Source organism: Spirosoma radiotolerans (assembly GCF_000974425.1).
GTDB lineage: Bacteria > Bacteroidota > Bacteroidia > Cytophagales > Spirosomataceae > Spirosoma > Spirosoma radiotolerans.
In genome coordinates this window covers 2,687,258-2,712,744 of sequence record NZ_CP010429.1, presented here as the reverse complement: position 1 = coordinate 2,712,744, position 25,487 = coordinate 2,687,258, and the positions used below count along the sequence as shown (strand labels likewise).

General features: G+C 45.0%; 21 protein-coding genes. 10 read left to right on the top strand and 11 right to left on the bottom strand.

Annotation, left to right across the window (positions count from 1 at the left end; genetic code table 11):
* Nucleotides 1–111 precede the first annotated feature (111 nt).
* From SD10_RS11020 to SD10_RS10995, 6 genes are all read left to right on the top strand, one after another.
* On the top strand, nt 112–1,179 hold the full coding sequence (locus tag SD10_RS11020; protein ID WP_046573841.1) for a sulfite exporter TauE/SafE family protein: 1,068 nt from the start codon (nt 112–114) through the stop codon (nt 1,177–1,179).
* An 86-nt stretch (nt 1,180–1,265) separates the two neighbouring features.
* The gene (locus SD10_RS11015; RefSeq protein WP_046573840.1) at nt 1,266–2,471 is read left to right on the top strand and encodes a trans-sulfuration enzyme family protein; all 1,206 of its coding nucleotides are present in this window, start codon (nt 1,266–1,268) and stop codon (nt 2,469–2,471) included.
* Between the two features lie 21 nt (nt 2,472–2,492).
* Nucleotides 2,493–3,596 (top strand): Gfo/Idh/MocA family protein, encoded by a 1,104-nt coding sequence (locus SD10_RS11010; RefSeq protein WP_046573839.1) that lies wholly within the window; start codon nt 2,493–2,495, stop codon nt 3,594–3,596.
* A gap of 53 nt (nt 3,597–3,649) precedes the next feature.
* Nucleotides 3,650–4,381 (top strand): phosphoadenylyl-sulfate reductase, encoded by a 732-nt coding sequence (locus SD10_RS11005; RefSeq protein ID WP_046579366.1) that lies wholly within the window; start codon nt 3,650–3,652, stop codon nt 4,379–4,381.
* 63 nt (nt 4,382–4,444) lie between these two features.
* Nucleotides 4,445–5,347: a sulfate adenylyltransferase subunit CysD gene (cysD, locus tag SD10_RS11000; RefSeq protein ID WP_046573838.1), complete on the top strand. Its 903-nt coding sequence runs from the start codon at nt 4,445–4,447 to the stop codon at nt 5,345–5,347.
* A gap of 80 nt (nt 5,348–5,427) precedes the next feature.
* Entirely contained in the window at nt 5,428–6,678 is a 1,251-nt protein-coding gene (locus SD10_RS10995; protein WP_046573837.1) for a sulfate adenylyltransferase subunit 1, read from the top strand.
* An 81-nt stretch (nt 6,679–6,759) separates the two neighbouring features.
* On the opposite strand, the gene SD10_RS10990 is transcribed toward SD10_RS10995, so the two are convergent.
* Complete coding sequence (locus tag SD10_RS10990; protein WP_046573836.1) at nt 6,760–8,268, bottom strand: glycine--tRNA ligase; 1,509 nt, start codon at nt 8,266–8,268, stop codon at nt 6,760–6,762.
* Nucleotides 8,269–8,690: 422 nt separating this feature from the next.
* Between SD10_RS10990 and SD10_RS10985 the strand changes: the two genes are divergently transcribed.
* The gene (locus SD10_RS10985; protein ID WP_046573835.1) at nt 8,691–10,190 is read left to right on the top strand and encodes a capsule assembly Wzi family protein; all 1,500 of its coding nucleotides are present in this window, start codon (nt 8,691–8,693) and stop codon (nt 10,188–10,190) included.
* Between the two features lie 83 nt (nt 10,191–10,273).
* On the opposite strand, the gene SD10_RS10980 is transcribed toward SD10_RS10985, so the two are convergent.
* The 9 genes from SD10_RS10980 to SD10_RS10940 all read right to left on the bottom strand — a co-directional run bounded on the left by SD10_RS10980 (nt 10,274) and on the right by SD10_RS10940 (nt 20,066).
* The gene (locus SD10_RS10980; protein WP_082111572.1) at nt 10,274–11,467 is read right to left on the bottom strand and encodes a DUF1972 domain-containing protein; all 1,194 of its coding nucleotides are present in this window, start codon (nt 11,465–11,467) and stop codon (nt 10,274–10,276) included.
* Between the two features lie 61 nt (nt 11,468–11,528).
* Nucleotides 11,529–12,236: an acyltransferase gene (locus tag SD10_RS10975; RefSeq protein WP_046573834.1), complete on the bottom strand. Its 708-nt coding sequence runs from the start codon at nt 12,234–12,236 to the stop codon at nt 11,529–11,531.
* Entirely contained in the window at nt 12,193–13,359 is a 1,167-nt protein-coding gene (locus SD10_RS28735; protein ID WP_052731157.1) for a glycosyltransferase family 4 protein, read from the bottom strand. The genes SD10_RS10975 and SD10_RS28735 overlap by 44 nt, the downstream gene beginning before the upstream one ends.
* On the bottom strand, nt 13,359–14,633 hold the full coding sequence (locus tag SD10_RS10965; RefSeq protein WP_046573833.1) for a glycosyltransferase family 4 protein: 1,275 nt from the start codon (nt 14,631–14,633) through the stop codon (nt 13,359–13,361). The genes SD10_RS28735 and SD10_RS10965 overlap by 1 nt, the downstream gene beginning before the upstream one ends.
* Nucleotides 14,630–15,670 (bottom strand): O-antigen ligase family protein, encoded by a 1,041-nt coding sequence (locus SD10_RS10960; RefSeq protein ID WP_158500560.1) that lies wholly within the window; start codon nt 15,668–15,670, stop codon nt 14,630–14,632. Before SD10_RS10960 ends, SD10_RS10965 begins: the two co-directional genes overlap by 4 nt.
* Before the next feature lie 227 nt (nt 15,671–15,897).
* Nucleotides 15,898–16,728: a glycosyltransferase family 2 protein gene (locus SD10_RS10955; protein ID WP_046573831.1), complete on the bottom strand. Its 831-nt coding sequence runs from the start codon at nt 16,726–16,728 to the stop codon at nt 15,898–15,900.
* 258 nt (nt 16,729–16,986) lie between these two features.
* Complete coding sequence (locus SD10_RS10950; protein WP_046573830.1) at nt 16,987–17,997, bottom strand: class I SAM-dependent methyltransferase; 1,011 nt, start codon at nt 17,995–17,997, stop codon at nt 16,987–16,989.
* Complete coding sequence (locus SD10_RS10945) at nt 17,972–19,285, bottom strand: oligosaccharide flippase family protein (protein ID WP_046573829.1); 1,314 nt, start codon at nt 19,283–19,285, stop codon at nt 17,972–17,974. The genes SD10_RS10950 and SD10_RS10945 overlap by 26 nt, the downstream gene beginning before the upstream one ends.
* A 22-nt stretch (nt 19,286–19,307) precedes the next feature.
* The gene (locus SD10_RS10940) at nt 19,308–20,066 is read right to left on the bottom strand and encodes a sugar transferase (protein WP_082111571.1); all 759 of its coding nucleotides are present in this window, start codon (nt 20,064–20,066) and stop codon (nt 19,308–19,310) included.
* A 725-nt stretch (nt 20,067–20,791) separates the two neighbouring features.
* Here SD10_RS10940 and SD10_RS10935 point away from each other — a divergent pair.
* Genes SD10_RS10935 through SD10_RS10925 form a run of 3 tightly spaced genes read left to right on the top strand, consistent with a single transcriptional unit; the run spans nt 20,792 to nt 24,563 of the window.
* Nucleotides 20,792–21,889, top strand: a complete 1,098-nt coding sequence (locus tag SD10_RS10935; RefSeq protein WP_046573828.1) for a hypothetical protein — start codon at nt 20,792–20,794, stop codon at nt 21,887–21,889.
* Nucleotides 21,879–23,411, top strand: a complete 1,533-nt coding sequence (locus SD10_RS10930; RefSeq protein ID WP_046573827.1) for an MBOAT family O-acyltransferase — start codon at nt 21,879–21,881, stop codon at nt 23,409–23,411. The genes SD10_RS10935 and SD10_RS10930 overlap by 11 nt, the downstream gene beginning before the upstream one ends.
* An 18-nt stretch (nt 23,412–23,429) precedes the next feature.
* The gene (locus SD10_RS10925; RefSeq protein ID WP_046573826.1) at nt 23,430–24,563 is read left to right on the top strand and encodes an acyltransferase family protein; all 1,134 of its coding nucleotides are present in this window, start codon (nt 23,430–23,432) and stop codon (nt 24,561–24,563) included.
* 32 nt (nt 24,564–24,595) lie between these two features.
* Here the strand turns inward: SD10_RS10925 and SD10_RS10920 are convergent, their stop codons facing one another.
* Nucleotides 24,596–25,354, bottom strand: coding sequence for a hypothetical protein (locus SD10_RS10920; protein ID WP_148562428.1), 759 nt, complete (start codon nt 25,352–25,354; stop codon nt 24,596–24,598).
* Between the last annotated feature and the right edge of the window lie 133 nt (nt 25,355–25,487).

Here is a 25,487-nt window from a genome sequence, read left to right as displayed (position 1 = left end):
AACCAGCATCCAGCGGATAATACGGATTGGTCAACGGCTTAGCGAGCGGCACTTCATTGTGCCGTTTTTCATAAGTAGAATAATCTACAAACTCGATAGAATTTATACCTTATGCAACCACCGATAGTCTCCGGAGCCGAACTAGCCAACGACTCGAGCCTAACAGCACAACCGATATTGAACCTTAATGGGCTGACTATCACTATCCAGGGCGAGAATGCACCTGCTCAGGCGGACGCTGTACGGGCAGCCTTTCCAACGGCAAACGTGCAAACCAGTGCGACCCAACCCTTACTTCGCCGGCGAAATCGCACCGAAATTGCGATTTATATTTTTTCTGCCCTCGCTCTGATGGTGGTTGGCCACCTCCTGTTCAGCTATTTTACGCTGGATCGGCTGACCTTGCTGGCGAGCTCCATTGACGTGACGCCCCAGATTTTTTATTTTATAATGGCTGGCTTCGTTGCCCAAATGATCGACGGTGCTCTGGGAATGGCTTATGGTGTAACCGCTACCACCTTTTTGACGAGCGTAGGTATAAGCCCCCTGTTTGCCACGGCCAGCGTTCACAGCTCCGAGATTTTCACCAGCGGTGTATCGGGATATATGCACCTTAAGTTTGGTAATGTAAACAGCCGGCTGTTCAAAATTGTCCTGATACCGGGTGTTATCGGCGCTGCGCTGGGTGCCTTTTTAATTACCAAACTGGCCGATATGGAGGTAGTAGCGACTTATTTGAGTCCGGCCATTTCGGTATACACCGCCATTCTGGGTATTCTGATTTTAAAGAAAGCCCTGGCGAAACAAACCAAGAAGAAGCCCGTTCGCCAAATTGGGTTGCTGGCCTGGTTCGGTGGGTTTGTCGATGCCATTGGTGGTGGTGGCTGGGGCCCGATCGTCAACTCGACCCTGATTGCCTCGGGTCGGCATCCCCGTTATACGATTGGCTCGGTTAACCTGGCGGAGTTCTTTGTTTCGTTCGCTTCATCGGTTGTGTTCGCCTTATATGCCGGGCTGGATAACTACGGTATGGTCATTCTGGGCCTCATTCTGGGCGGTATGATAGCCGCGCCGATTGCCGCCCGTTTAGCCCAGAAACTACCGGTCAAAACAATGATGATTCTGGTCGGAATTGTGGTAATCCTCGTAAGTTTGCGTAAGATTATTAAGTTCTTTTAGTGTTGGATGGGCTGTCGGCTTGAAGAAACCGACCCGTAATAAATTGAGCAAGTGCCGGTTTTGAAGAAATCGACACCCCACATAATATGAGAAAACAAACCAAAGCCATTCGGATTCAGGCGGAGAAATCGCAGAATCGCGAACACTCCGTGCCGCTGTACTTAACCTCCAGCTTCGCCTTCGAAAGTGCCGAACAGGGGAAAGCTTTATTTGACGAAACTGAAGCGGGTAATATTTACTCCCGTTTCTCAAATCCCAACGTGACGGAGTTTGTCGATAAGGTATGCATGCTGGAAAATGCCGAAGATGGTATTGCCACGGCAACGGGCATGGCCGCTGTCTTTGCGAGTATGGCCGGTTTGTTGAAATCCGGTGATCACATAGTCGCTTGTCGGGCTTTGTTTGGCTCAGCTCACCAGATCATCACCCAGATTCTGAGCAAATGGGGCATCACTCATACCTACGTAGATGCCAGCGCGTCGGAAGCAGATTGGGAAGCGGCCATACAGCCGAACGCAGACCGGCCAGCCGCCCGCATGGTGTATCTGGAAACGCCCTCGAATCCCGGTCTGGAACTTGTCGATCTGGAGATGCTGGGACGCCTGAAACAGAAATACGGCTTTATTTTAAACGTCGATAACTGTTTTGCCACGCCCATTCTGCAAACACCCATCGACTTTGGAGCCGATTTGTCGGTGCATTCGGCAACGAAATACATGGATGGACAGGGGCGCGTACTGGGCGGTATTGTGGTTGGCCGCGCTGACCTGATTCAGTCCATTCGGTTCTTTGCGCGGCATACGGGGCCTGCCATGTCGCCGTTCAACGCCTGGGTTTTATCCAAAAGCCTGGAGACATTGGACCTGCGGATGGAGCGCCATTGCCGCAATGCGCTGCAACTGGCCGAAGCACTGGATACCCACACCGACGTGGAGCGGGTATTGTATCCGTTTCTGCCTTCCCATCCTCAATATGACCTGGCCAAACGGCAGATGAGTGCGGGCGGAGCCATTGTCACGATTGAACTGGAAGGTGGTTTTGATCGGGTAAATGCGTTCTTTGAAGCCCTGACGATTCCGACGCTTTCCTCCAACCTAGGTGATTCCCGCACGATTGTTACCAACCCGAATACAACCACGCACGCCAAGCTGAAACCCGACGAAAAAGCTGCTCTGGGCATTACACCGGGCCTGATTCGGATTTCGGTTGGTTTGGAAGACATTGACGATTTAATCGAAGATTTTACCCAGGCAGTAGAAAAGTCAGCCGAAGTAGTTAAGGAGAAGGTATAATCAAGCCTAAACGTATCCTTTATGCTACGCATATCTGTCCTTTTTGCCCTCTTTCTGATGACCCAGTTGGTTCATGCCCAAACACCCAAAAAACCTCTTCGAGTGGGTATAGCGGGTATGGCGCATGACCATGTGCACGGCATTCTGAACAAAGCCTTTGGAAAATCAGGGCAGACCGACATTGAAATTGTCGGGATGGCTGAACCCAATCGGGAGTTAGCCGAAAAGCTCGCCAAACGACATGGGTTCAGCATGAGTCTGGTTTATCCTACGGTGGCCGAAATGCTCGACAAAACGAAGCCGGAAGCCGTGACAGACTTTGGACCAATTGTCGATCATAAAAAAACGGTTGCCATATGTGCTCCTCGTGGTATTCATGTGATGGTTGAAAAACCACTGGCGACAACCTTTGCCGATGCCAAACAGATGGAAGCACTGGCAAAAAAACATACTATTCAACTTCTGACGAATTACGAAACAACCTGGTACGGCAGCAACCACAAAGCCTATGCCCTTGCCAATACCGACAAGTCGATTGGTGATGTACGGAAAATTGTTGTTCACGATGGCCACCAGGGGCCCAAAGAGATTGGCGTCAGTAAAGAATTTCTGGATTGGCTAACCGATCCCGTTACAAACGGCGCTGGTGCACTGTTCGATTTTGGCTGTTACGGCGCTAATCTGTCAACCTGGCTCATGCATAACCAGCGGCCGTTGTCCGTTTTAGCCGTGACGCAGCAGATCAAACCGGATATCTACCCAAAAGTAGACGATGAAGGAACAATCATTCTGACGTATCCCAAAACCCAGACGATCATTCAGGGTTCATGGAACTGGCCTTTCGGACGAAAAGATATGGAAGTTTACGGCCAGACCGGCTACGTCTTCACCGTTGATGGCACCAAAATGCGCATCCGCCTGAAAGACGATAAAAGCGAACAACCCGCCGAAGCCACTCAGGCCGATGCCCCTGCTGCTGACCCCTTTGCCTACTTTGCCCACCTGCTTCATGGCGAAACTAAACCCGACGAATTAACGTCATTAGAAAATAATATGATTGTCATGGAAATTCTGGACGCTGCCCGACAATCAGCAAAAACGGGTAAAGTAGTGAAGCTAAACTAAACAAACCTATGGGTAGAACCGGGCGGTTCAACTGGTAGGTTTAGCGAATGATTATGATTGCAGAACCAACTCACACACTCGAAGGCCTGACCGAACAACTACACGGTCTGAGCAACGTTGACGCGCTGCGGACACTGGCTGAGTTATTTCCCGGCGAAGTCGTTTTTTCGACCAGCCTGGGCTACGAAGATCAGGTTATTACCGACCTGATTCTGGCGAATGACATTTCCATTAAAATTTTCACGCTCGATACGGGCCGGATGTTTGCCGAAACGTATTCGGTCTGGAAGAAAACCAATGATCGGTACGCCACCAAAATAGAAGCGTACTTTCCGGACCGAGCGGCCGAAGAAGCCCTGATGACCACGAAAGGACCCTACAGCTTCTACGATTCGGTGGAGAACCGGAAAGAGTGCTGCGGCATTCGTAAAGTGGAGCCGCTGAACCGGGCGCTGAAAGGGCAGAAAATATGGATTACCGGTATCCGCGCCGAGCAGTCGGCCAACCGCCAGAGCATGCCCCAGCTCGAATGGGACGCAGCGCATAACCTCTTCAAATTCCACCCGCTCATGGATTGGACCTTCGACGAGGTGAAGCAGTACATCAAAGAGCACAATGTACCTTACAACCCGCTTCATGATCGTGGGTTTGTCAGTATCGGCTGTCAGCCCTGCACCCGGGCTATTCAGCCAGGCGAAGATTTCCGGGCTGGTCGCTGGTGGTGGGAAGATAACTCCAAGAAAGAGTGTGGACTCCATACGCATGAGGAAGCATTTAAACCATAAAGAGTAAATGAGTGCTGGTAGCTAATTACTCTTTCGCTCATTCACTAATTCACTAAGTAAAAAATGAAGTTAGATTATCTAGATCAGCTCGAATCAGAAGCCATCCACATTATGCGGGAGGTAGCCGGTCAGTTTGAGCGGCCTGCACTCCTGTTTTCGGGCGGCAAGGATTCCATTACGCTGGTCCATCTGGCCTTAAAAGCGTTTCGACCCGGCAAGTTTCCGTTTCCGCTGGTACATATCGATACAGGCCACAATTTTCAGGAAGCCCTTGATTACCGGGACAATCTGGCAGAACGAATCGGTGAGAAACTGATTGTCCGCTATGTGGAAGATACCATTCGCGAAAAGAAATTGAAGGAACCGACAGGCCGGAATGCGACCCGCAATGGCCTGCAAACCTTTACGTTGCTGGACGCCATTGAAGAGTTCGAGTTCGATGCCTGCATTGGTGGTGCCCGGCGGGATGAAGAAAAAGCACGCGCCAAAGAGCGGGTCTTTTCGGTACGCGATGAGTTCGGCTCCTGGGACCCCAAACGCCAGCGACCCGAACTATGGAATCTCTATAACGGCCGGATTCACAAAGGAGAAAACGTGCGTGTTTTCCCCATTTCGAACTGGACCGAACTCGATGTTTGGAATTATATCCGTCGCGAGAAAATTCAGCTACCCAGTATTTACTTTGCTCACGACCGCGAATTGCTGATCCGCGACGGCAAGCTCATGGCTACCGCCGGTGGAGTTATCAAAGTGGAAGCGGACGATCAGTTGGTGACACGCCGGGTGCGTTTCCGTACGGTTGGCGACATTTCCTGCACGGCAGCCTCCGAATCGACCGCCGAAACCCTCGATGCGGTCATTGACGAAATTCAGGCCACGCGCATCTCCGAACGGGGAGAAACCCGTATGGACGATCAGCTTTCCGAAGCCGCCATGGAAGACCGGAAGAAGGGCGGGTATTTTTGAAAAATGATCAGTTATGAAGGCTGCAGCATCTCTTTGATGGCTTATTCATAATTTATCATTATTAATTCATCATTCAAAGAATGGATCTTTTACGATTTATAACGGCCGGTTCGGTTGACGACGGCAAAAGCACGCTCATCGGGCGACTTCTTTACGACTCCAAATCCATTCTGGCTGACCAGTTGGAAGCCATTGAACGCGCCAGCAAAAGCCGCGACGATGGCGAAATTGATCTGGCTCTTTTGACCGATGGGCTCCGCTCGGAACGCGAACAGGGAATCACGATTGATGTAGCTTATCGTTATTTCCAAACACCCGCCCGTAAGTTCATCATCGTCGATGCCCCGGGCCATACGCAATACACGCGCAACATGGTAACCGGCGCATCGAACTGCCAGCTAGCCATTGTGCTGGTCGATGCGCGTCATGGCGTGGCGGAGCAAACGCGCCGGCATTCGCTGATTGCGTCGCTTCTAGGCATTCCACACATTGTGGTGGCGGTCAACAAAATGGACCTTGTCGGGTATTCACAGGATGTGTTCTCGGACATTTGCATTCATTATGCCGAACTGGCCCAGAAGCTGAATGTGAAACACGTTACCTATATTCCGATGAGTGCGCTCAACGGCGACAACGTAGTTGACCGCTCTGAATCAATGCCGTGGTATGACGGGCAAACGTTGCTGGAGCATCTGGAAACGGTAGAAATTGATGATGATGCCAATCTGGAGCAGGGTCGTTTTCCAGTGCAGTACGTCATTCGGCCGCAAACGCCTGAATTACACGATTACCGGGGCTACGCGGGTAAAATCACGAGTGGTCAGTTTCGCAAAGGCGATTCCATAACGGTCTTTCCTTCGGGCGAAACCTCGACCATCGACGCAATCGAAATTGCCGAGACCCATCTGGACGAAGCCTTTACACCGATGTCGGTCGTGTTGCATCTGGCCACGGATGTGGACATAAGCCGGGGCGACCTGATCGTTCGCTCGGATAACCAGCCATTGAGTAGCCAAACCGTCAAAGCCATGCTCTGCTGGATGGATTCCAAAGAATTCAAAGTGGGCAATAAGTACGTGCTACAAGTGGGCACGTTCCGTACCCGCTGTTCAGTTCGTGAGATCGCCTATCAACTGAATGTCAATACGTACGAACAGATTGAAGGCGTTGAACAACTGCGGCTGAATGATCTGGCGAAAGTCGTTTTGCGTACGGCCCAACCCATTAGCTTTGACCCTTACACGACAAACCGGGCGTCGGGAGGTGCCATCCTGATCGACGAAACCTCGAACGTAACCGTAGGTGCGTTGATGCTGGTAGGCGAAGCGTAAGAAAGTATTAGACTTTCCCTACTAATAAAAAAAGCCACGAAGATTGCTCTCCGTGGCTTTTCTATGCCTAAATTCCTAAATCTACATCTTCTCTAAGACACGCTCCATGGACACTTCCTGACCAATCATGGCTTTTAACTCGCTGATTGGAATACGGATTTGTTCGGTCGTATCGCGGTAACGAACCGTTACGGTATTGTCTTCGAGTGTTTGATAATCGACAGCAATACAGAACGGCGTACCGATCAAATCCTGTCGGGTATACCGCTTCCCGATGGCATCGCGTTCTTCATAAATTACCCGAAACTCCGACCGCAGGCTCTTCACAATCTCTTCCGCTTTTTCGGGCAGACCGTCTTTCCGAACGAGCGGGAACACAGCCGCTTTGATCGGTGCCAGCGCCGGGTGTAACTTTAAATACGTCCGTTCTTTTTGCTGGTCGCCTTCACCAACGGTTTCTTTTGTAAATGCATTGCAGAATACCGCTAAAAATAAGCGGTCTGCCCCCACCGACGTTTCCACCACATACGGGATGTAATTACCATACGGCTTGCCCGTAGCAGGATCAACCTCATTGTCGAAGTACTGCTGCTTTTTGCGGCTCAGTTCCTGGTGCGCTTTCAGGTCGAAATCAGTACGGGAGTGAATCCCTTCCATTTCGCGAAAACCAAACGGAAATTTATATTCGATATCGACGGCTGCGTTGGCGTAGTGCGCCAGTTTTTCGTGAATATGAAATTTGAGTTTATCGGCGGGCAAGCCAACGGCCTGGTGGAACTTCATCCGCGTATCACGCCAGCTTTCATACCACTGCATTTCGGTGCCGGGACGCACGAAAAACTGCATTTCCATTTGTTCGAACTCGCGCATCCGGAAGGTAAATTGCCGGGCGACGATCTCGTTCCGAAACGCCTTCCCGATCTGAGCGATGCCAAACGGAATTTTCATCCGGCCCGTTTTCTGCACGTTCAGAAAGTTGACAAATATACCCTGCGCCGTTTCGGGGCGGAGGTAAATCAAACTGGCGTCTTCGGCCAGGGAACCGACTTGCGTCGAGAACATCAGATTGAATTGCCGGACTTCGGTCCAGTTATCGGTGCCCGACACAGGATCTTTAATACCTTCGGCGATGATGAGGTTACGAACGCCTTCAAGGTCGTTGTCGCCCAGTAAACGACCCATTTCCTGCAACAGCGCTGTGCTTTTTTCCTCATCACCAGCATTGGCGTAGGCCTCGGCTTTGAGTTCCAGCAGTTGGTCGGCGCGGTAGCGTTTTTTAGAATCGCGGTTGTCGATCATGGGGTCGTTGAACGAATCCACGTGACCCGACGCCTTCCACGTCAGCGGGTGCATGAAGATCGACGCGTCAATGCCGACAACGTTGTCGTGCAGTTGTGTCATGGCCTTCCACCACAGCGTTTTGAGGTTATTCTTTAATTCGACGCCATTCTGGCCGTAGTCATACACGGCTTGCAACCCATCATAAATTTCAGACGATGGGAACACGAAGCCATATTCTTTGGCGTGGGCGATAATGTCTTGCAGCGATGTGGCGGGTGAGCCGGCGGCTGGCGTTTGCGGAGTATTCATACGTGGGCGCAAAAATACGTTTTTATGCGCAAGTGTACACGGGCATTCCGTTAATTGGTCGTCTATCAGCCTTAATTCAACGTAAAGGCAACTTACACGCGCTCCATGAACGTTCCGCATCTCACTAAAAAGAACCGATACAAAGCGAGTGGATACAGGCCACCTTATCCTTCATTCCCCACTATCGATTTCCCGTCAAAACACAAACTGCAGCTGATTGTAAACCAGATAGCTAATTTATAGCCTAAAGTAGCACGTTTAATATACCGATAAATCCAATACATAAATATTAGCGTATCTATCCGCATATTTCATCAATAATTATCATAAAATCTTTACGTAGATAGCTGCTTAATCTAACTGGCACCACTTGCGTTCTGGTTACCATAAAAACGCGCGGAGGGGCTGATAAACATAACTTTATGGCCAACTGTATACGGTTTTTCTTCTTCTTACTTAGCATCGCATCCGTATCTGATTTGTTCGGTCAAGCCCTACCGGATACGATAACCACACGGCAACGGTTCATGACCGAGGTAGGCGGGTTCGGTTCATCAGCCTCCCAGACCCCTTTCTGGTTTCGCTCGCGTCAGTATGGTACGATTCCCTTGACCGGACCGGCCGGCCTGGTGCGTATGGGCTTCACGAGGCAGTTTGGTAATTTCCAAAACCCGCACAACGTTCACGTTAAAGTATCCGTCGAAGGCGTAGCTAATATCGGAACAACCTCGCGGGTTATTTTGCCGGTAGCTTTTGCCAGCCTGTTGTTTAAAAATTTCGAACTCTATGCCGGGCGACGCCGGGAAGTATTCGGCCTGGTCGATACGCTGCTGTCTTCCGGCTCCTATGCCTGGTCAGGCAATGCGCTTCCGCTTTACAAAGTGCAGCTCGGCACGCGCGGTTATGCGCCGATAGGCTTCACCAAAGGCGTGCTGGCCATCAACGCTTTATATGCACATGGATGGTTTTCCAATACGGATTCTGTTCAGAATTCTTTTCTTCACCAAAAGGCTTTATTTGCCCGAATTTCCATAGCCAAAGGCCGGATAAAACTTTACGGCGGATTGACTCATTTAACGCAGTGGGGCGGCCGTTCTGAGGCAATCGGTTATCTGGCTCCCCATGGCCAGATTCCCAGTTCGTTTAAGGATTACCTAAACGTTGTTTTTGTAAGACAGCCACCCGCCGATACAACGAAATATAGCCAGTTTGACTCGGACAACCAGGTGGGGAATCATTTAGGTTCAATTGATTTCGCACTGGAAATCAATACGAGTGAGTCAAACTGGTTTCTCTATTATCAACATCCTTACGAAGATAAATCCGGGGTTGCTTTTCAAAATATGCCAGATGGTTTGTATGGCATCCGTTGGAAAAATCAGCGCAATAATCAACGCTTTCAGCTTAAGCAGCTGACACTCGAGTTTTTAACCACACTGAATCAAAGTGGATTCACAAAAGAGATCGGAAACCGTCTGTATAATGGTGCAGACGATTATTTTAACAACGGTCAGTTTGTTGACGGCTGGACTCACAAACAACGTGTAATAGGTACGCCATTCATGACACGCTGGCTGGATTCCAGAGAGGATTTACACGATCTGAAAGGTGGTAATCCATGGGATGGCCGCTACATGATCAGCAACAATCGGGTTCAGGTTGGGCATCTTGGCCTACTGGGCCAATGGCCTTCCGGCACCCAGTTATGGGCCATGTTGTCCTTCAGCAAAAACTTTGGGCGGCCTATTTCGACTGATCCAAGGATGCCTCTATCCCAGTTTTCGGGGCTAGCAAGATTGCAAATACCGGTGCAATGGTTTGGGAGATCCCAGTTATGTTTGGCTATAGCCAGCGATCAGGGAGCCTGGCTGACTAATAACGTGGGCGGATGGGTAAGCCTAAAAAAAGTAATTCAACGATGATTGAAACGAAGCCTGCCTGAACGCGGGTTTAATGCAGCCGAAAACGTATACCAACAAAAAAATGTATAAATAATACGTCTGATCTACTCACTTTTTAATTGATCCGGAACCTGTGAAGCTCTAAAGAAAAATGGTTTACTGCCAGCGGGAGAAATCGTCATTTTGGGAAGAAGACTCAGTACATTCTGTTTCTGCAAAACGTTTAGAAACAATTCTTCGTATTGCTTCAGTACAAGTGGCCAATGATAAACTGTATTGATTTTTTTTCGATTAGCGTCCAAAATCGCCTGATGATCACACTTCTGCTGTGTATCCGCCACCGTTGTAATATCTGCTTCGTCGGTAAAATAAAAACCATCTGTACCTAAAATTGCCTTATTAAAAATATTGTCGTAGGCGCATATTAAGGCGTTGGAACCCATTGCCTCCAGAAGCGATGGATTTGTTCCACCTACCGTATGGCCATGGAAATACATGTTTGAAAAGTAACGTAAATTATTCAGTACCTCAATGTCAAATATGGCCCCCACAAAGCGTATGTTATCGTGATTTTTGTATTTAGCCACAAGAAAGCGGCCGTACTTCGTATTATGGTTACCAACCACGATAAAAGGCATTTTAGACTTAGCTTTCGCAATTCCCGATAAAATAACATCAATACTATTATCCGATTGAAGTCGGGCCATCAGCATGTTGTACTTGTATGGCATTAATGAAAATGAGTCGAGCACTTGGGGATCAGGCTGCTCGAAAACATACGAACCATAGGGTATATACGTTGACGACTTCTGGTACAGCTCAGTAATATGGCTTTTGATTCCTACCGAATCAGCAACCAGGTAATCGCTGGATTGAACGGCAAATCGTTCTGCGTGGCGCAAAAACCAGCGCACTAACGGAGGATACTTACTTCGCTTCCATTCAACACCATCCATGTTAGTCACAATGACTGGTTTCCGGGGAAGAAGAAATCCCCATACCGAGTTTGTCGTGTAGCCAAGCTGAACGATTATATCGAAATTCCGACTATGGGTGTTTACGATACAATTGAAATCATAGATAAATTGACCAGCCAGTCCCAAGTAAGACTCAGGGTCATAACAATGTACAATATCAACACCATGGTAATCGCTTTTTTGGTAGGTATGATAATGAGAATTATACACAACAACCTGGTGGCCTTTCTTCACCAAATCAACGGCCAGGTATTCGGCAAACTGCTCAAAGCCACCATAATTGTTAGGAATACCCCGCGTACCAATAATTGCAATTTTCATGTTGAGCTTTAAGTAAATCGTAAAAAGTCAAGCTGTTGACGTATAAAAAAAACTGTGATCACTAAATTTCTTGGACGTGACTTCTGGTTTTTACGAGCCGTGCTGGCACACCTGCAAGAATAGAATTATCGGGAAACGATTTAGTAACCACAGCACCAGCGGCAATTACGCAACCAGATCCAATGCTCACTCCATCCAGAATAGTTACGTTTGAACCAAGCCAGCAGTTATCCATTATTCGAACGCCCTTCCTAGAAACACCCTGCTTTTTTATTGGTGTAGACAGATCCGTGAACGTGTGATTTTCTGAAAATATTTTTACACCCGGGCCTATAATTACGTTATCACCAATATCAATTCCACCTTGCCCACTTAAATAAGCATTAGAATTTATACCCGTTCCATTACCAATTTTTATACCCATCCCAAGGTTTGATACAACACCCGTACAGATCAAAATAGAATTTCGCCCGATTGACACATTATCACCAATGCAAATCCCATTCAAGGAAAGTGCATTCATTAAGCTATTATCATCAATTATAAAATTCCGGCCAAGACTAATTTTTCCAGCACGAACAATCTTGACTGACTTTCCAATAAATACCAATCCTTTCGTTTCTTTAAAAAATGGTTTATGGACAAGCCCTCTTACGGCCTGCCAAAACCTACCCCACAAAATAATCAGTGCTTCGTCTGTCGATAAAGCATTAACCAGATTATAATCAGGATCCTGCTTGATGAAGCGAATTAGTTTTCCCAGGTCCATAAGCAAGCATTATAGTTAAAAGTTGATCAACAGCATTTTTCCAGGTGAAAGCGGCACTATGTTCAATAGCTTTAGCCTTCATCATCGCGTAAAATAGTTCGTTAGCCAGAAGTTTATCGATACTGTCGGCTAAACCCTGGCTATCATCCGGATCTATATAAAGAGCAGCAGTGCCACATACTTCAGGCAGAGAAGTCCGGTTTGAAACAATAACAGGAACACCGCATTTCATGGCTTCCAGTGGCGGTAACCCAAAGCCTTCAGCAAAGGAAGGAAAGCAGAAAATATAAGAGCAGGCATACAGTTTATACAGATCATTATCAGGAACAAACCCTAGGAAAATAACCCGATCATCCAAACCGTTTCGGGTAATTAACGCATTTACACGTTTATCATCGGTTCTTTTGCCACCAGCAATAATCAGTTTAACCGACTTGTCCTGCATTAAGTGGACGCTGTTGACCAGATTTAGTATGTTCTTCCTCACATTCAAGCGACCGACATACAAAATGAATTTATCAGGTAATGTATATTTGGCATAAATGTGTAAGATATCGTGAGCATTGTAACTACTTAACTCCTTGAAATTTTCGCTAATGCCATGATGAACCACGAATATATTTTTTCTGTCAAAAATATTGTGTCTAATCAATCTACCTCTCTCCGTATCAGATATGGTAATGATTGCATCGGCCCACTTAGCCAACCAGATCATTGGCTTAAAATAAATATACTCCTTTAATGAATAATATTCGGGATATTCTACAAATAGTATATCATGAATGTAAACTAATTTCTTGTAACTACCGGGTAGAAACGTAGTATAATTTTGGAACAAAACAACATCTACTTTATAATACAAAGCATAAAAATGTAGTAATAATACATTCGACAATAAAGTGATTAACTTTGGCACAAAAATTAAATGCACATACGGCATATCACCCCATACATTTACCGCTTCTTTTCTATGCTTACTCTGAACAAACAAGTAAAGCTCATAATCATTTTTTTGCACAAGCAACTGATCAACAATATTTCTTAGAACCATCCTGCCGCTTGGTGGCCCTTCAAAATACCATTTAGCATCTAACGCAAGTTTTGCCTTTTGTGTATTGTCCATCAAACAAGTTGCTTGCCAGTTAACCAATTAGTTTCTGCCTCTTCATACCAGTGATTCAGTAATTTCAGCCTGTTAGGCCAGCTGTGTTTGTGACTGCATTCAACGGTACTTTTCGAAAGCTGATTTAAAAAAGCAGGGTTGTCTAATAAAAAGTTGATTCTGGAAACTATTTCTTTCAGCATTAGAGGCTGTTTATTGACTGAAATCTTTATTGAGCAACGTTCACATAAGGTATCTCGCATACCTGAGTGATCTAATGTTAATGTAGGAACGCCATAACTTAACGCTTCAAACATTACAGATGGATTTCCCTCTGTAATGCTGGTTATAATATGCAAATGCGCATTCGCCATAATGCGCAACGCTTCCTGCCGCTCCACAAGTCCATGCCATTCGATTTGATCGTTGATCTGTAAAGCAATAGCCAAGTCGTTTAGCGATTGTAGCAATGGCCCCGCCCCAACGACATGTAATTTCCATTTTCTCCTTTTTACAAATGCTAATGCCTGTAACAGCAAAGACAAATTTTTACGATCAATGAGCGTGCCACACCAAATAATTTCCAGACAATCAAGAGTGTTTAAATATCTATTATCATCAAGTTCCAAAGTGGCTATTGGACCTTGCTCAGATAATAGATAGCTAGGTAATCCATAGTATTTTTTTATATTTTGCTGATCAGCACTGGTAGCAGCAATCAGAATATTGGCTCTGTTCATCGCTTGCCTTACACGGGAAGAATACTGTAGCTGATACCAATTAATTATATTTTTACTGTTAAATAAAAATTTACTTTTGGTAGACCTTCCAACTAATAGCCGATCATCAATTTTTACAGTACCACCAATAGGCCCCCACACAAAAGGTTTGTTCAGTTTCCAAAGGAAACCTGGTTCTCTAAATCCAATGGGGCCTAGTTGATGCACAAGTTGGATATCCTGTTCATCAACGATACGCTTAGCTGTATCAAAAGCACTCTTTTGCCATAGGTAATAAGCTAAATAAAACATCCAGCCAAAACCTATTTTATTAAGCAGATTTATCGACAAGGCTAACTTATTGGCTCTGACTTCTATAAAATCAACATTAGCAATATGATTATACTTGAGATAATTTTTTAAACTGTCGGTGTCACCCATATGCTCATCGGAGATGCCATACAATACCCACAACTTATGCTCTTTAGCTAAGTTGAGGATTGTATTCCAGGCAGCACCATATTCCGATCCCCTATAAGGAGAAATTGCATAGGCAGATACTAAAATCCTTTTCATTCTTTCACTATAGCTAATTGTCGTGTATCAATGCTGGTATTGCACTTACGCTTAACCAATAGTCTGCGTTCAGCCGTTTGCCCAAACGAGATATAATAACCAATAAAAATTGAAAATATTACCATGTTGACGTTGTAAAAAGAGGCTATGGAATAGTTCGTAACAAGTAATCCAAAAACAGACCCGGCAACGATCAAAAAAATATTTTTTGCGAATTGGTTGGTAATAGAAGAGAATCTCCAGCTGTCTCTAAACAAAGAGAGGTAAAAAAAGAGCGTCATCAGCAGACCGAAAGCACCCATCTTTACCAATGTGTAAACATAGCCATTGTGAAGTATGGGAATTTTTTTAAAATCGCTCCCGCCAAGATCTATAAATAAACCAAGGTCAATGGTTTGACCTAACCCCCTACCAATCAATAAGTTATGAAACTGTCCATTGTAGTAGGTTGCCATACCTTTATAGGATTCAAAACCACGATAACTCATGTTTACGTCTTCATCGGACTTGTAATCTTTAATGTCAATTTCTCGAAACGAATGCATGAATTTATTTACAAAACTATTATCCGATTTTGCCAAAAAATCTCCTGTCTGTATTGACGCCACAGAGACCAGCATACAAAATAGGATGGCAAAGAGAGCAGACCCTCTCATAGCATTCAATTTTCTTATATATAGAACAAGTAACACGCAGAAAAGAAAAATCCAGTAGGTTCTTGATGCGGCCATGTAAATACCGAGCAGATTAAAAAGCAGGAAAAATAGGGCGTAGCTCCGCTTAAAAACTTTAGCTGGACCTGAATTACAATATAATAGAATTAGCGAACCTAATATAGGTGCGGGTGATCCTTCTGCCCTGCCTATTATCCGTGCTGAGTAGGGATCCAGTAAAGCACCGAATCCAACTTTTGAAATAGAAATTAATACTGACATTACCGATGTAAAAAAACCCACAAGGACTATTATTTTCAAAAAATGCATGGAAGAAATTTTTGTACTTAATGCAAAGCCTAACGCAATAAATAAAATAGGCATCAAAAAGTAATAACAATCCTTGATGGACAAGTAAGCATCGTTGTTTATACCAGCAAACGACGAAAATAATATTGGTATTAATATCAAAAGGAACCGATTCGCTTTTTCTCGCTTCAAGGATACAACAGGATTTAAGATCACAATAAAAATCAATGATAGCACAAGCACTATGTTCTGCATACTGAAATATGCACTAATGACGATAAGGAGTAGCAAAAAAAGTGACATTATATACATACCTCTTCCTTATCTTTTTTTACAAATAGACTTGAGATCAAGCGGTAAACGCTATTGACTTTTCTACTAACTTTCCAATAGTCTAGAAAAGGTTTATACTCATGTTTTTTGTAGTAATAAGCAAGAGAAGATTCTAACAGTTTACTTTTTGAATTATTAAATTTTTTCCCAATAGAAGACGATATATTATGAATAACATATCTGTTCTTAATAATTACAGCATTGTCATTATTCCTCAGACGGTAATAATAATCAGTTTCTTCACAATACAGAAAAAATTCTTCATCAAACAGACCATTTTGCTTGATAACTTCATTTCCGAATATCATAAATGCCCCAACGATATACACATATTTATGATTATACCAAGTAAATTTGTTTAATAACCGATGGATCTTCAATACTTCTGTAAATAGGCTTTTATACTGGGGATATAGATCAAAAGTAACAACTCTACCACCAGGATTTTTTTGAATTATGGTACCGTACTTAGTTCGATTAAAATTTTTCCTTATCTCGCTCACTATCTCGGAGGTAAAGACAACATCTGCATTAGACAAAACAAAAATGTCGTGATCACCGAAATAGTTTATACCCCTGTTACATGCGTAAGCGTATCCGTTATTTGGTATAAAATCTACCTGAAAACTTACCCCCGACTGGATGTAATCGCCTAAATCCTTCATCCGATCATTAGTTGACGTTTCAAGGATTAGGAAGTCAATACCCAAGGGTGAATTATAGTTTATGAATGAGCTAAAAAAGGCGAGCACATCCTCGTAGCTATCATGCGATATAATTGTGATTCCTATCGTTTTCATAAATGTAGATTTAGTACATCTGAATAAGGTACTTATATTACCAATCGGCATGTATTTTCCTAACGAAACAGATACTCAACTTTAATAACCAAACCTCTTGAGTTATCAATATAGTACTAATATAAATCTATTTTCTAATAATACTAGATTCTGCAACTATTTTATTTACCATTTTCTTATAAAGCAAACAAAATGGCGCTACTGTTTTGTATTTCTGTGTAGTTTTCTACGTCGATTCGATTACTTAAGCTGATTTGATTACAACTCGCCAGATAAAATCGCGCACATCGTTTGTCGACGGTGCCAATCTTCCTTATTTGCTTTTATCGATATCCACACGCGGCTGATAATTTTCATTACGTTTAATTTTCTTAACAGCATCGAAACTTTTTCTTTACGTGTCTTCGGTTTATGAGCCAATACATTGCCTGTACTACTTAGCACAGGTTTCCGTTCAGGCTCTTTGTACCTCGAAAATTTAGTTTTATCTAAATGATCTTTATTGAATGGTGAAAAGTCAACAAATCGACAGGTCAGTTTTAAATTACTGGCTATTGTTCTTATCGATTTTTCAGAAAACCAGTAATGATGCACTGGAGGTAACTCTGTATCCCAAGAAACTTGGGGCGGGTAAGCGCTTTTATTGGGCGTTGTGATAATAATTTTACCGCCAGGGTTAAGTAGCATCGACAAAGCCTCGATAAAATCAACGGGATCAGTTACATGTTCAATTACTTCGGTTAATAATATGATGTCAAACTGTTCGTTACCTTCTTCTACCATTTTGTAAATATCCATGCACTTGTAATAATCGCCATATTTCTGTCTAGCCTTACTGATCGCTTTTTCAGAAATATCTATACCCATGATATCGAACCCATCTTCGTGTAATGCATAGGATAAATAACCCAGGCCACAGCCAACCTCGATTAATTTCATATCTTTTGTAATGATTTTTTTCTCAATACAATCGGCTATTGCCCAGTACATATCTTCCGTATCAGCCAAGTAATGCAGTGGTTTATGTTCTTCTAAAACCTTGTCAGCGTAGGTATAGTATCTATTGTAGCCAGGAACCTGATTACCATGATTGTAGATTAAATCATAAATCAATTCCGTTTCGGCAGACGCATCATTCCTAATAAAAGATGTATCACATTGGCCGCAATGCAGGATATCATAAAATGAGTTCTCTTTGTAACCCTGTATAGTTTTTAAAACTTTCGCTGGCTCGAAGCAGACGTTACACAATGGCTGCGCTTGTGTCATAAGTCGTTTTATGTTTTTGTTTGAGAAAAATAGATAAACTTGTGGCGACTAGCGCTTCGGTTATAATCACCGAAAAAACCGTACCGGTGGCTAAAAAGTAATACGTTAATACACAATTCAACAGGACGCCTGTACCAGCTGCCAGTATCAATACTTTACTTACTACCCGGCTATAACCGCAGGCCAATAGACAGATATACGGCAGCAAATTGAAAGAAACGGAGAAGGGAAGTATTGCACTAATTTTTATCAGATTCTCGACGTACGCATTATCTTCTTTTAGAAAATAATACGTGATTCTGTTTGCCTGAGAAAATATAATTAGACTGAGTACAGCATTGAGTCCAACAAATGGCTTGGCTAATGTCCAGACGAAATGCTCGATTTCATCGAACCCTTTGGTTAGTAACGAACATGCCTTTGGATAAACAACTTGCGTAAATATGGCTATCGGTTGCTTACTGATTACAATCACTTTCTCAACGATCCCGTAGTATCCCACAGTTACAGAATCGGTAAAGAAACCAACCAACAAAATAGTAACACCGCCAAAATATAAATTCACCGATATATTGGCGACAAATATATCCCAGCTATCTCTCAGTGAATACAGGATATGTCTCCAGCTAGTTCGAACAAATTTTACGGTGTACTTTTTTCGTAAAATAATTATCAATACCAATGCGCTCAGTAGTACGGACAACCCCAGTAAAAAGTTGACCGCTATATAATCCTGCTTTTCATTTACCAGGTAGAGAATCGAAAACACGTAAGCTAGTTTTGACAAGGCATTTACGCTGGAGGCTATAAACAAAATTTCCATGCCCTGAAAAACCCAGAAAGGTAACAGTGCTTGTGCCAGTACATATACTGTGCTTAAAGCGTACAGTCGCACATTAATTGTATAGCCTTTATTATACCACGCAATCAGAAAATAACCAGCCAGCAGAATGATTATACCGAAACTAAAGAGCGTTAATTTGGCCAACAATGTGTTTGTGTATATCGCTGACATTTTTTTTGGATTATTCCTATGGATTGATATTTGCCGCGTTGCAGTCAAATTGAATCCATACTCTGTTAGTACAGTGAATACTGACATGAAGCCAAACACGTATGCGATTTCGCCAAAATTATTCAGGCCTACTGTTTTTATCAGATAGGGCGTCACTACCACAGGTACTGATAAGTTCACCAGTTGAAAAAAACCAGTCAGGCAAAAGTTTTTAATCACCGACGACGCAGCAAATGCTTTGACATACGTTTTTGCCTGTTGTAGACTTTTCATGTATCTGATCCTTTCTAACAGATTATAAGCTCTGACTTACATTCGTCTGTGCTCCTATTTTACTCTTCAGGTTTTTGGCTCTTACGGGCAGAGCTGCAATGACCTGATTAAGAATTGAAGTGCTTTTTAACATCGACATTACCGTTAACCAGCACAGCATCAGGTCAAACACCAGCGACTGCCGTTTTATGTAATAGAGGTCATACCGTAGCCGATGTTTCATCTTAATCAATTTGTCCGTTTCTCCGCGCGCCCCGCGCACCTGGGCTAGCCCCGTTATACCGGGCCGCACTGTATAGCGCTGGGCGTAATCAGTCAGGCTAAACCAATACTGGCTATCATCCTGAATCGCGTGGGGCCGGGGACCAACCAGGCTCATATCGCCTAGCAGGACATTCAGAAACTGGGGCATTTCGTCCAGATTCGTCCGGCGCAGGAAACTTCCCAATGGGGTAATCCGTGGATCATTTGTTGTTGCCTGTCTGAAAACCGGATTTTCCTGGTGGTACATCGTACGGAGTTTCATACAACGAAATACGCGTCCGTTGCGGCCGGTTCGGGTCTGTAAAAACAGGGCGGGGCCCGGCGAGGTAGCCCGAATAAGCAGTGCCAGCACCGGAATCAGCCAGATCAGGATCGATACTATGACCAGCAGCGAAATGCTCACATCGAAGATGCGCTTACCATACGGCACGTACCTTGTTCTGGCAATTGTAAGATTGGCCTGTTTGGCAGGGTTAGTCTCAATCTGAGAATATAAAAAGGAATCTACTGAAAGCATAGTAATTATACGTTAGTGTGACGATTACACTATCGAGACTATCCGGGGCTTCAACGCAGGGAACGTTGATTACGCCAGAAAGCCTTACGCTGTCATATGGCAACTTCTACAGTCTGTTCTACAGTCAGCCGCTGGGTTACAGAAACCCGCTTCGTTCACGCTATTGAGTAGCGTCTCACTCTATTCAGGAAAGGAACTCTACAGCTTGTGTCAGCTTACACCGAACCCTTTTCGCTCAGTAGAAAAGGGTTGTGTTTGGCGGTTTTGGGCAGATGCCTGCCATACACTGACAATGCTTCGGGAGCGTAAATTTTGCAGCATATACATTATGTTAATACTATTTTGACGGATACGCTAATAACAATAAGATACTTATAACTGTATACTAGAACCTACTATGCTAGAACCATCTCTTATCAAGACGGCTGATTTATAGGGTATTTACGAAAGGTTATATACAACAGATGTACTAAATTTTATATTATTAAAAAAATACTTTACTTAATTGATTAACCATTTACTTATTCTTTAAAATATTCAATTTATACACATATGTATTTTACCGAAAAACAAATGGTTCATATACACAGCATACATACAAAGGACAAACCGCATACATTTATCCGCCCTCTGACCGATCCGGTTACCCTACGTAAGGCTTGTTGCCATCAGGCGTTCTGGCCCGGTCGCTATTTCTATTCACAAACTATCTTTCTTATTTGCCAATGCATTTTTTCACTTATAAAACCTGGCATCGTCTTGTGCTTCTGGGAGCCGCCGGCCTGTATATAGCGGCATCTACACCTTCTGTTGTTAGAAACGCGGTGACTATTCGAGAGGGGTTATCCCTGAGCAATCCATTTTCATCGACCAAGTACCGCTTTGGCGATCTGTACGGGTTATCGTTTTTACCTGCCTTCCGGCTCCCCTACCACATTTATCCCACTCATTCACCCATCAAAAAATCAGGTCCAGGGCACGACTTGTGCATTTTAGGCGATTCCTACACACTGGTGGCTCAGCTTCAGCCCGAATCGTTCCACGGTATCGATCAGGTGCGCCTAGTTCCTCTTGATGATGTGCTGAAGAATACAGAAACTGAATTACCCGAACCCACCAAACCGTCGGCCTCTATTCTGGTCATTGAAACAACCGAACGGTTGGTTAGAGACCGCTTTGGCGTTACCCGATCCACAAACTCATCAGTGACCGGTTCTCCACGACCTGTGACCACCACAGTGGCGCAACGAATGGGTCATCTGTGCAGCGTCTTTCTTGACAATCTCTTCTCAGGGACAGACATCTCCTTCGGGCTGGAAACATTACTGTTTGATTATACGCTGTTCAGGCCGTTGAAGGAAGCAAAGGCAGCCTTTGTTTACGCCTGCTTTGGCCGCATATCAGAACGCGTTTTGCCCGCTCCCGACGGGCACCGGCTTTACCTTAAAGAAACCGTAACAGGCACGACGACCAGCTCGTTTTCTCCAATTGATTCAGTGCAACTCAGCCAGGTCGTATTGGGACTGAACCACCTGCACCAGTGTGCCAGGCAACGAGGTTACAGCGATGTTTTCCTGTCGATTATCCCCAATCCGGTCTCGGTTATCGAAACCAGTCGCCCCAACTACAATCACCTAATCGAGCAAATCGAACACCATCCGGGCCTGAGCCTGAAAGTCATCAGCCTGTATGATCAGTTCCGCACCAGAGGGCATGTCTACTACCACCCTTCTGATACACACTGGAACCAGAATGGGGTCAATGCGTGGGTATCTGCCATGAATCAGTCATTCACCAGTAGCAGCGGTCAGGATGCTTTTTAATTCACTCCAGTTCCTGGTTTATTTTATTATTGTCACGCTGGCTTATTATTACCTGGGCTGGAGCGGGCGATGGCGGCTATTACTGCTGGCGAGCGTTTACTTTTACATGGTTTTCAAGCCCGCCTATATCCTCATTCTGGGGCTAACCATCGGTATCGACTACCTGGCAGGTCTCTGGCTGGAAAAAACACAGGGTACCGCCCGCCGTAGGGTACTTTTGCTCTCGCTGATTACCAACATCGGCATTCTCGTCTTCTTTAAATACATCGGCTTTTTTACCGATAATGCGGCCACCCTGTTCGATCTGGCCGGGCTGCATGACGTAGCCCAAACGGTTACCTCCTTTTCGAGCCAAGTATTTGTGGCTGTGCTGAACCTGTTTGGTCAGAGTGGCATCACGTCCTTCAAAGACAACCTGAGCATCCTGCCGATCGGTCTGTCATTTCACACGTTTCAGGCCATGAGCTACACCATCGAAGTGTATCGTGGCCACCAAAAAGCCGAGCGGCATTTCGGCATTTACGCACTTTATGTCATGTTTTATCCGCAACTGGTGGCTGGTCCCATTGAGCGCCCCCAGAATGTACTCTGGCAATTTCACCGTTATTTTCGTTATGATTTTGAGAACGTTAAGGCAGGACTGATGCAGATGGCCTTTGGCTTTTTCAAGAAAACGGTCATTGCCGATCGACTGGCAATGACCGTCAATCAGGCGTATACGCAGCCCGATCAGCAAAACGGGCTAACGATGCTGGTGGCCACATTTTTCTTTACCTTCCAGATCTATTGCGACTTTTCGGGCTACTCGGATATTGCCATCGGGGCAGCCAGGGTAATGGGCTTCGACCTAATGGAGAACTTCCGGGCCCCTTACCTGGCGCAGTCGGTGTCCGAATTCTGGCGACGCTGGCATATTTCACTCTCGACCTGGTTTCGGGATTATGTTTACATTCCGCTGGGCGGTAGCCGTAAAGGCGAGTCTCGTCAGTACGTCAACCTGCTGATTGTGTTTCTGATCAGTGGTCTCTGGCATGGCCCTAACTGGACTTATGTGATCTGGGGAGGATTGAACGGGTTCTATCAGGTGCTGGCGGTTCTGCGCGAGAAAGCACTGGCCCGGTTCGGTTTTCCGGCTACCAGCTTCCAACGAATTCATTTACCCATCCCGGATCGGCCAACCCATTTGCCTGCATGGCGGGCTATCCTGAATACCGTCCTGACGTTTGGGCTCATCATGCTGACCTGGGTATTTTTCCGAGCGGCCAGTGTGAGCGACGCCTTGCTCATTCTTCATCGTATTGCCACCCTCTCCCTGCTGGAGCCCATTCGTAGCCCGCTCAATGCTGCGGAGATGTGGTTTAGCCTGGTGCTGATCGGCTTACTGCTCCTTAAAGAATATCACTATCTATCGATTCCGACACGCCATACAGGCCGGTTTTACCTACTTTTTACAACACTTATTTTCGTTATTTATTTTTTCGGCGTTTTTAATGCTAATCAGTTTATTTATTTTCAATTTTAGTAACTAACATCTTTCTGTTTGCCTGCTCACTTTATTCTGCACCAGTTGATGGAGCCTATTTCTACCAAACATCCGGTCCGGGTATATACGGTTGATTTACTGCGTTTTATAGCTGCGTTCTCGGTCGTGCTTTATCATTACACATTTCGCGGTTATTATGCTGATAACCTTAACCCGGTTGTGTATCCCGCCCTCGAATCAGTATGTAAGTATGGCTATTTGGGGGTGAATTTATTTTTTATAATCAGCGGCTACGTTATTTTGATGTCAGCGTATAAGAAGAGCCTGCCGCAATTTCTCGTATCGAGAATCTCCCGCCTTTACCCAGCTTATTGGGTTGCCTGTACCCTAACATTTCTGGTTGTGTGGTTTTTTGCCCCATCGAAAAACACGGCAGCCTGGTCCTACTATTACGACCTTTCTCTACCAAAATACCTCGTTAACTTAACCATGCTCCAACGCTTTGCCGGTGTAGTCAACGTAGACGGCGTATACTGGACGTTAGGGGTCGAGCTTAGTTTTTACGCATTGATTTCGGTACTTATTTTCCATAAACTTTTCGATCAGCTCATTCCCATTCTCATCGGCTGGCTGGCTATAACGGCCATTCTGGGTCCTGACTCAACGAGCCCTTTTAGTTTGTTGCTCTTCCCCAAATACAGCCCGTTTTTTATAGCGGGTATGTTATTTTATTTGCTGCAAACCAGATTCGCGACTCCCTGGAAACTCTATACTTTATTAGGCCTTTCTTTGCTACTCGCCATGCGCTCGATTGTCCGGGAAAGCGAGGAATACAGTCAGCATTTCGGGCAGGAGTTTTCCCCGCTGGTAGGCCTGACTCTGTTATTTTCCTTCTACATTGTCTTCTGGCTGATTGTCCATGGTCGGCTTGCTCTGACCTCCTATAGCTGGCTGGCCATGGCCGGTGCCCTTACGTATCCATTATACCTGCTTCATCACAACATCGGCTTTATCCTGTTTTACCGATTGAGCACCTCGGTCAACAAATACTTGTTGCTGGTCTTTCTAATCGGGATTATGCTTTTCGGCGCGTACCTCATCCATACGCTGGTTGAGAAGAAATTTGGCCCGATGCTGGGACAAACGTTGAGCAGGCGTTTACACTCCATTGCCCGCGTAAGACATATATAAATAAAAAAGGGGCTATTAGCCCCCTTTTTTACTCAGGGTAACAACAGCACAAGAGGAAGGCTAGCTTTAAGACTCACATAGCTACGTCCTCTGAATTCACCACTTCGCCCCCACCAGGTAACGTGGTCGCCGTTGGTTTGATTTTCGTTTAACATGTTTATTTCGGCGCTAACCATTAAATACGTTGAACTGACACCAGCCCTGACAGTGACCCCGGACGATACACCTAAGTCCACGGTCTGTGGTATAGGATCAGAAATCAGGTCACCCTTCCCCCGGAAATAGTTGCCGATACCGACACCCACAAAAGGCGTATAGGTTGCCGTGCTGGGCGCAAAGTTATAGTCAAGCATCAGGGCAACCGAGTACATTGCCGACGCTTTAACCAGATTATACTGGCGCTCACTGGTCTTGTAAGTAGCCCGGTACGTGGATGGCATGATGCCTTCCAGGCGTAGACCCAGATTCAAACGGGGCGACAAGCTATATTGTGGTTCAATGAACAGGACGGGTGCCGTTTTTTGCAACCAGATACCACCGTAGGTATAGGTAGCCCCACCGCCTGCACCGATCAGGAGAGACAGTTCATTTCGCTTGCGTAGCTTTGTCGGCGAAGCGGGGGGCGATGCAGCCTTTTTCTCATTAACTGTGGAGGTTGCCCCAATCACAGACGTATTTTTACTAACAAGAATCGGAGCAACAGCGGCTTGGCCTGTCTGCTGAGCGTATCCTGCTTCTAACCCAAGCAGGCATAAAAATAGTATGCTAATAACGTAGATTTTATTTTTCATAATAGTAGAATAGTTAATGTTACCATATACGAAAAATTTATACATTATGGTTTTACCTATAGGCTGGTTTTCATCATTTTATAGGCTCTTTCTATAAACTATTTAGCCTTGGCGGTTTGGCGGTAAATTAATC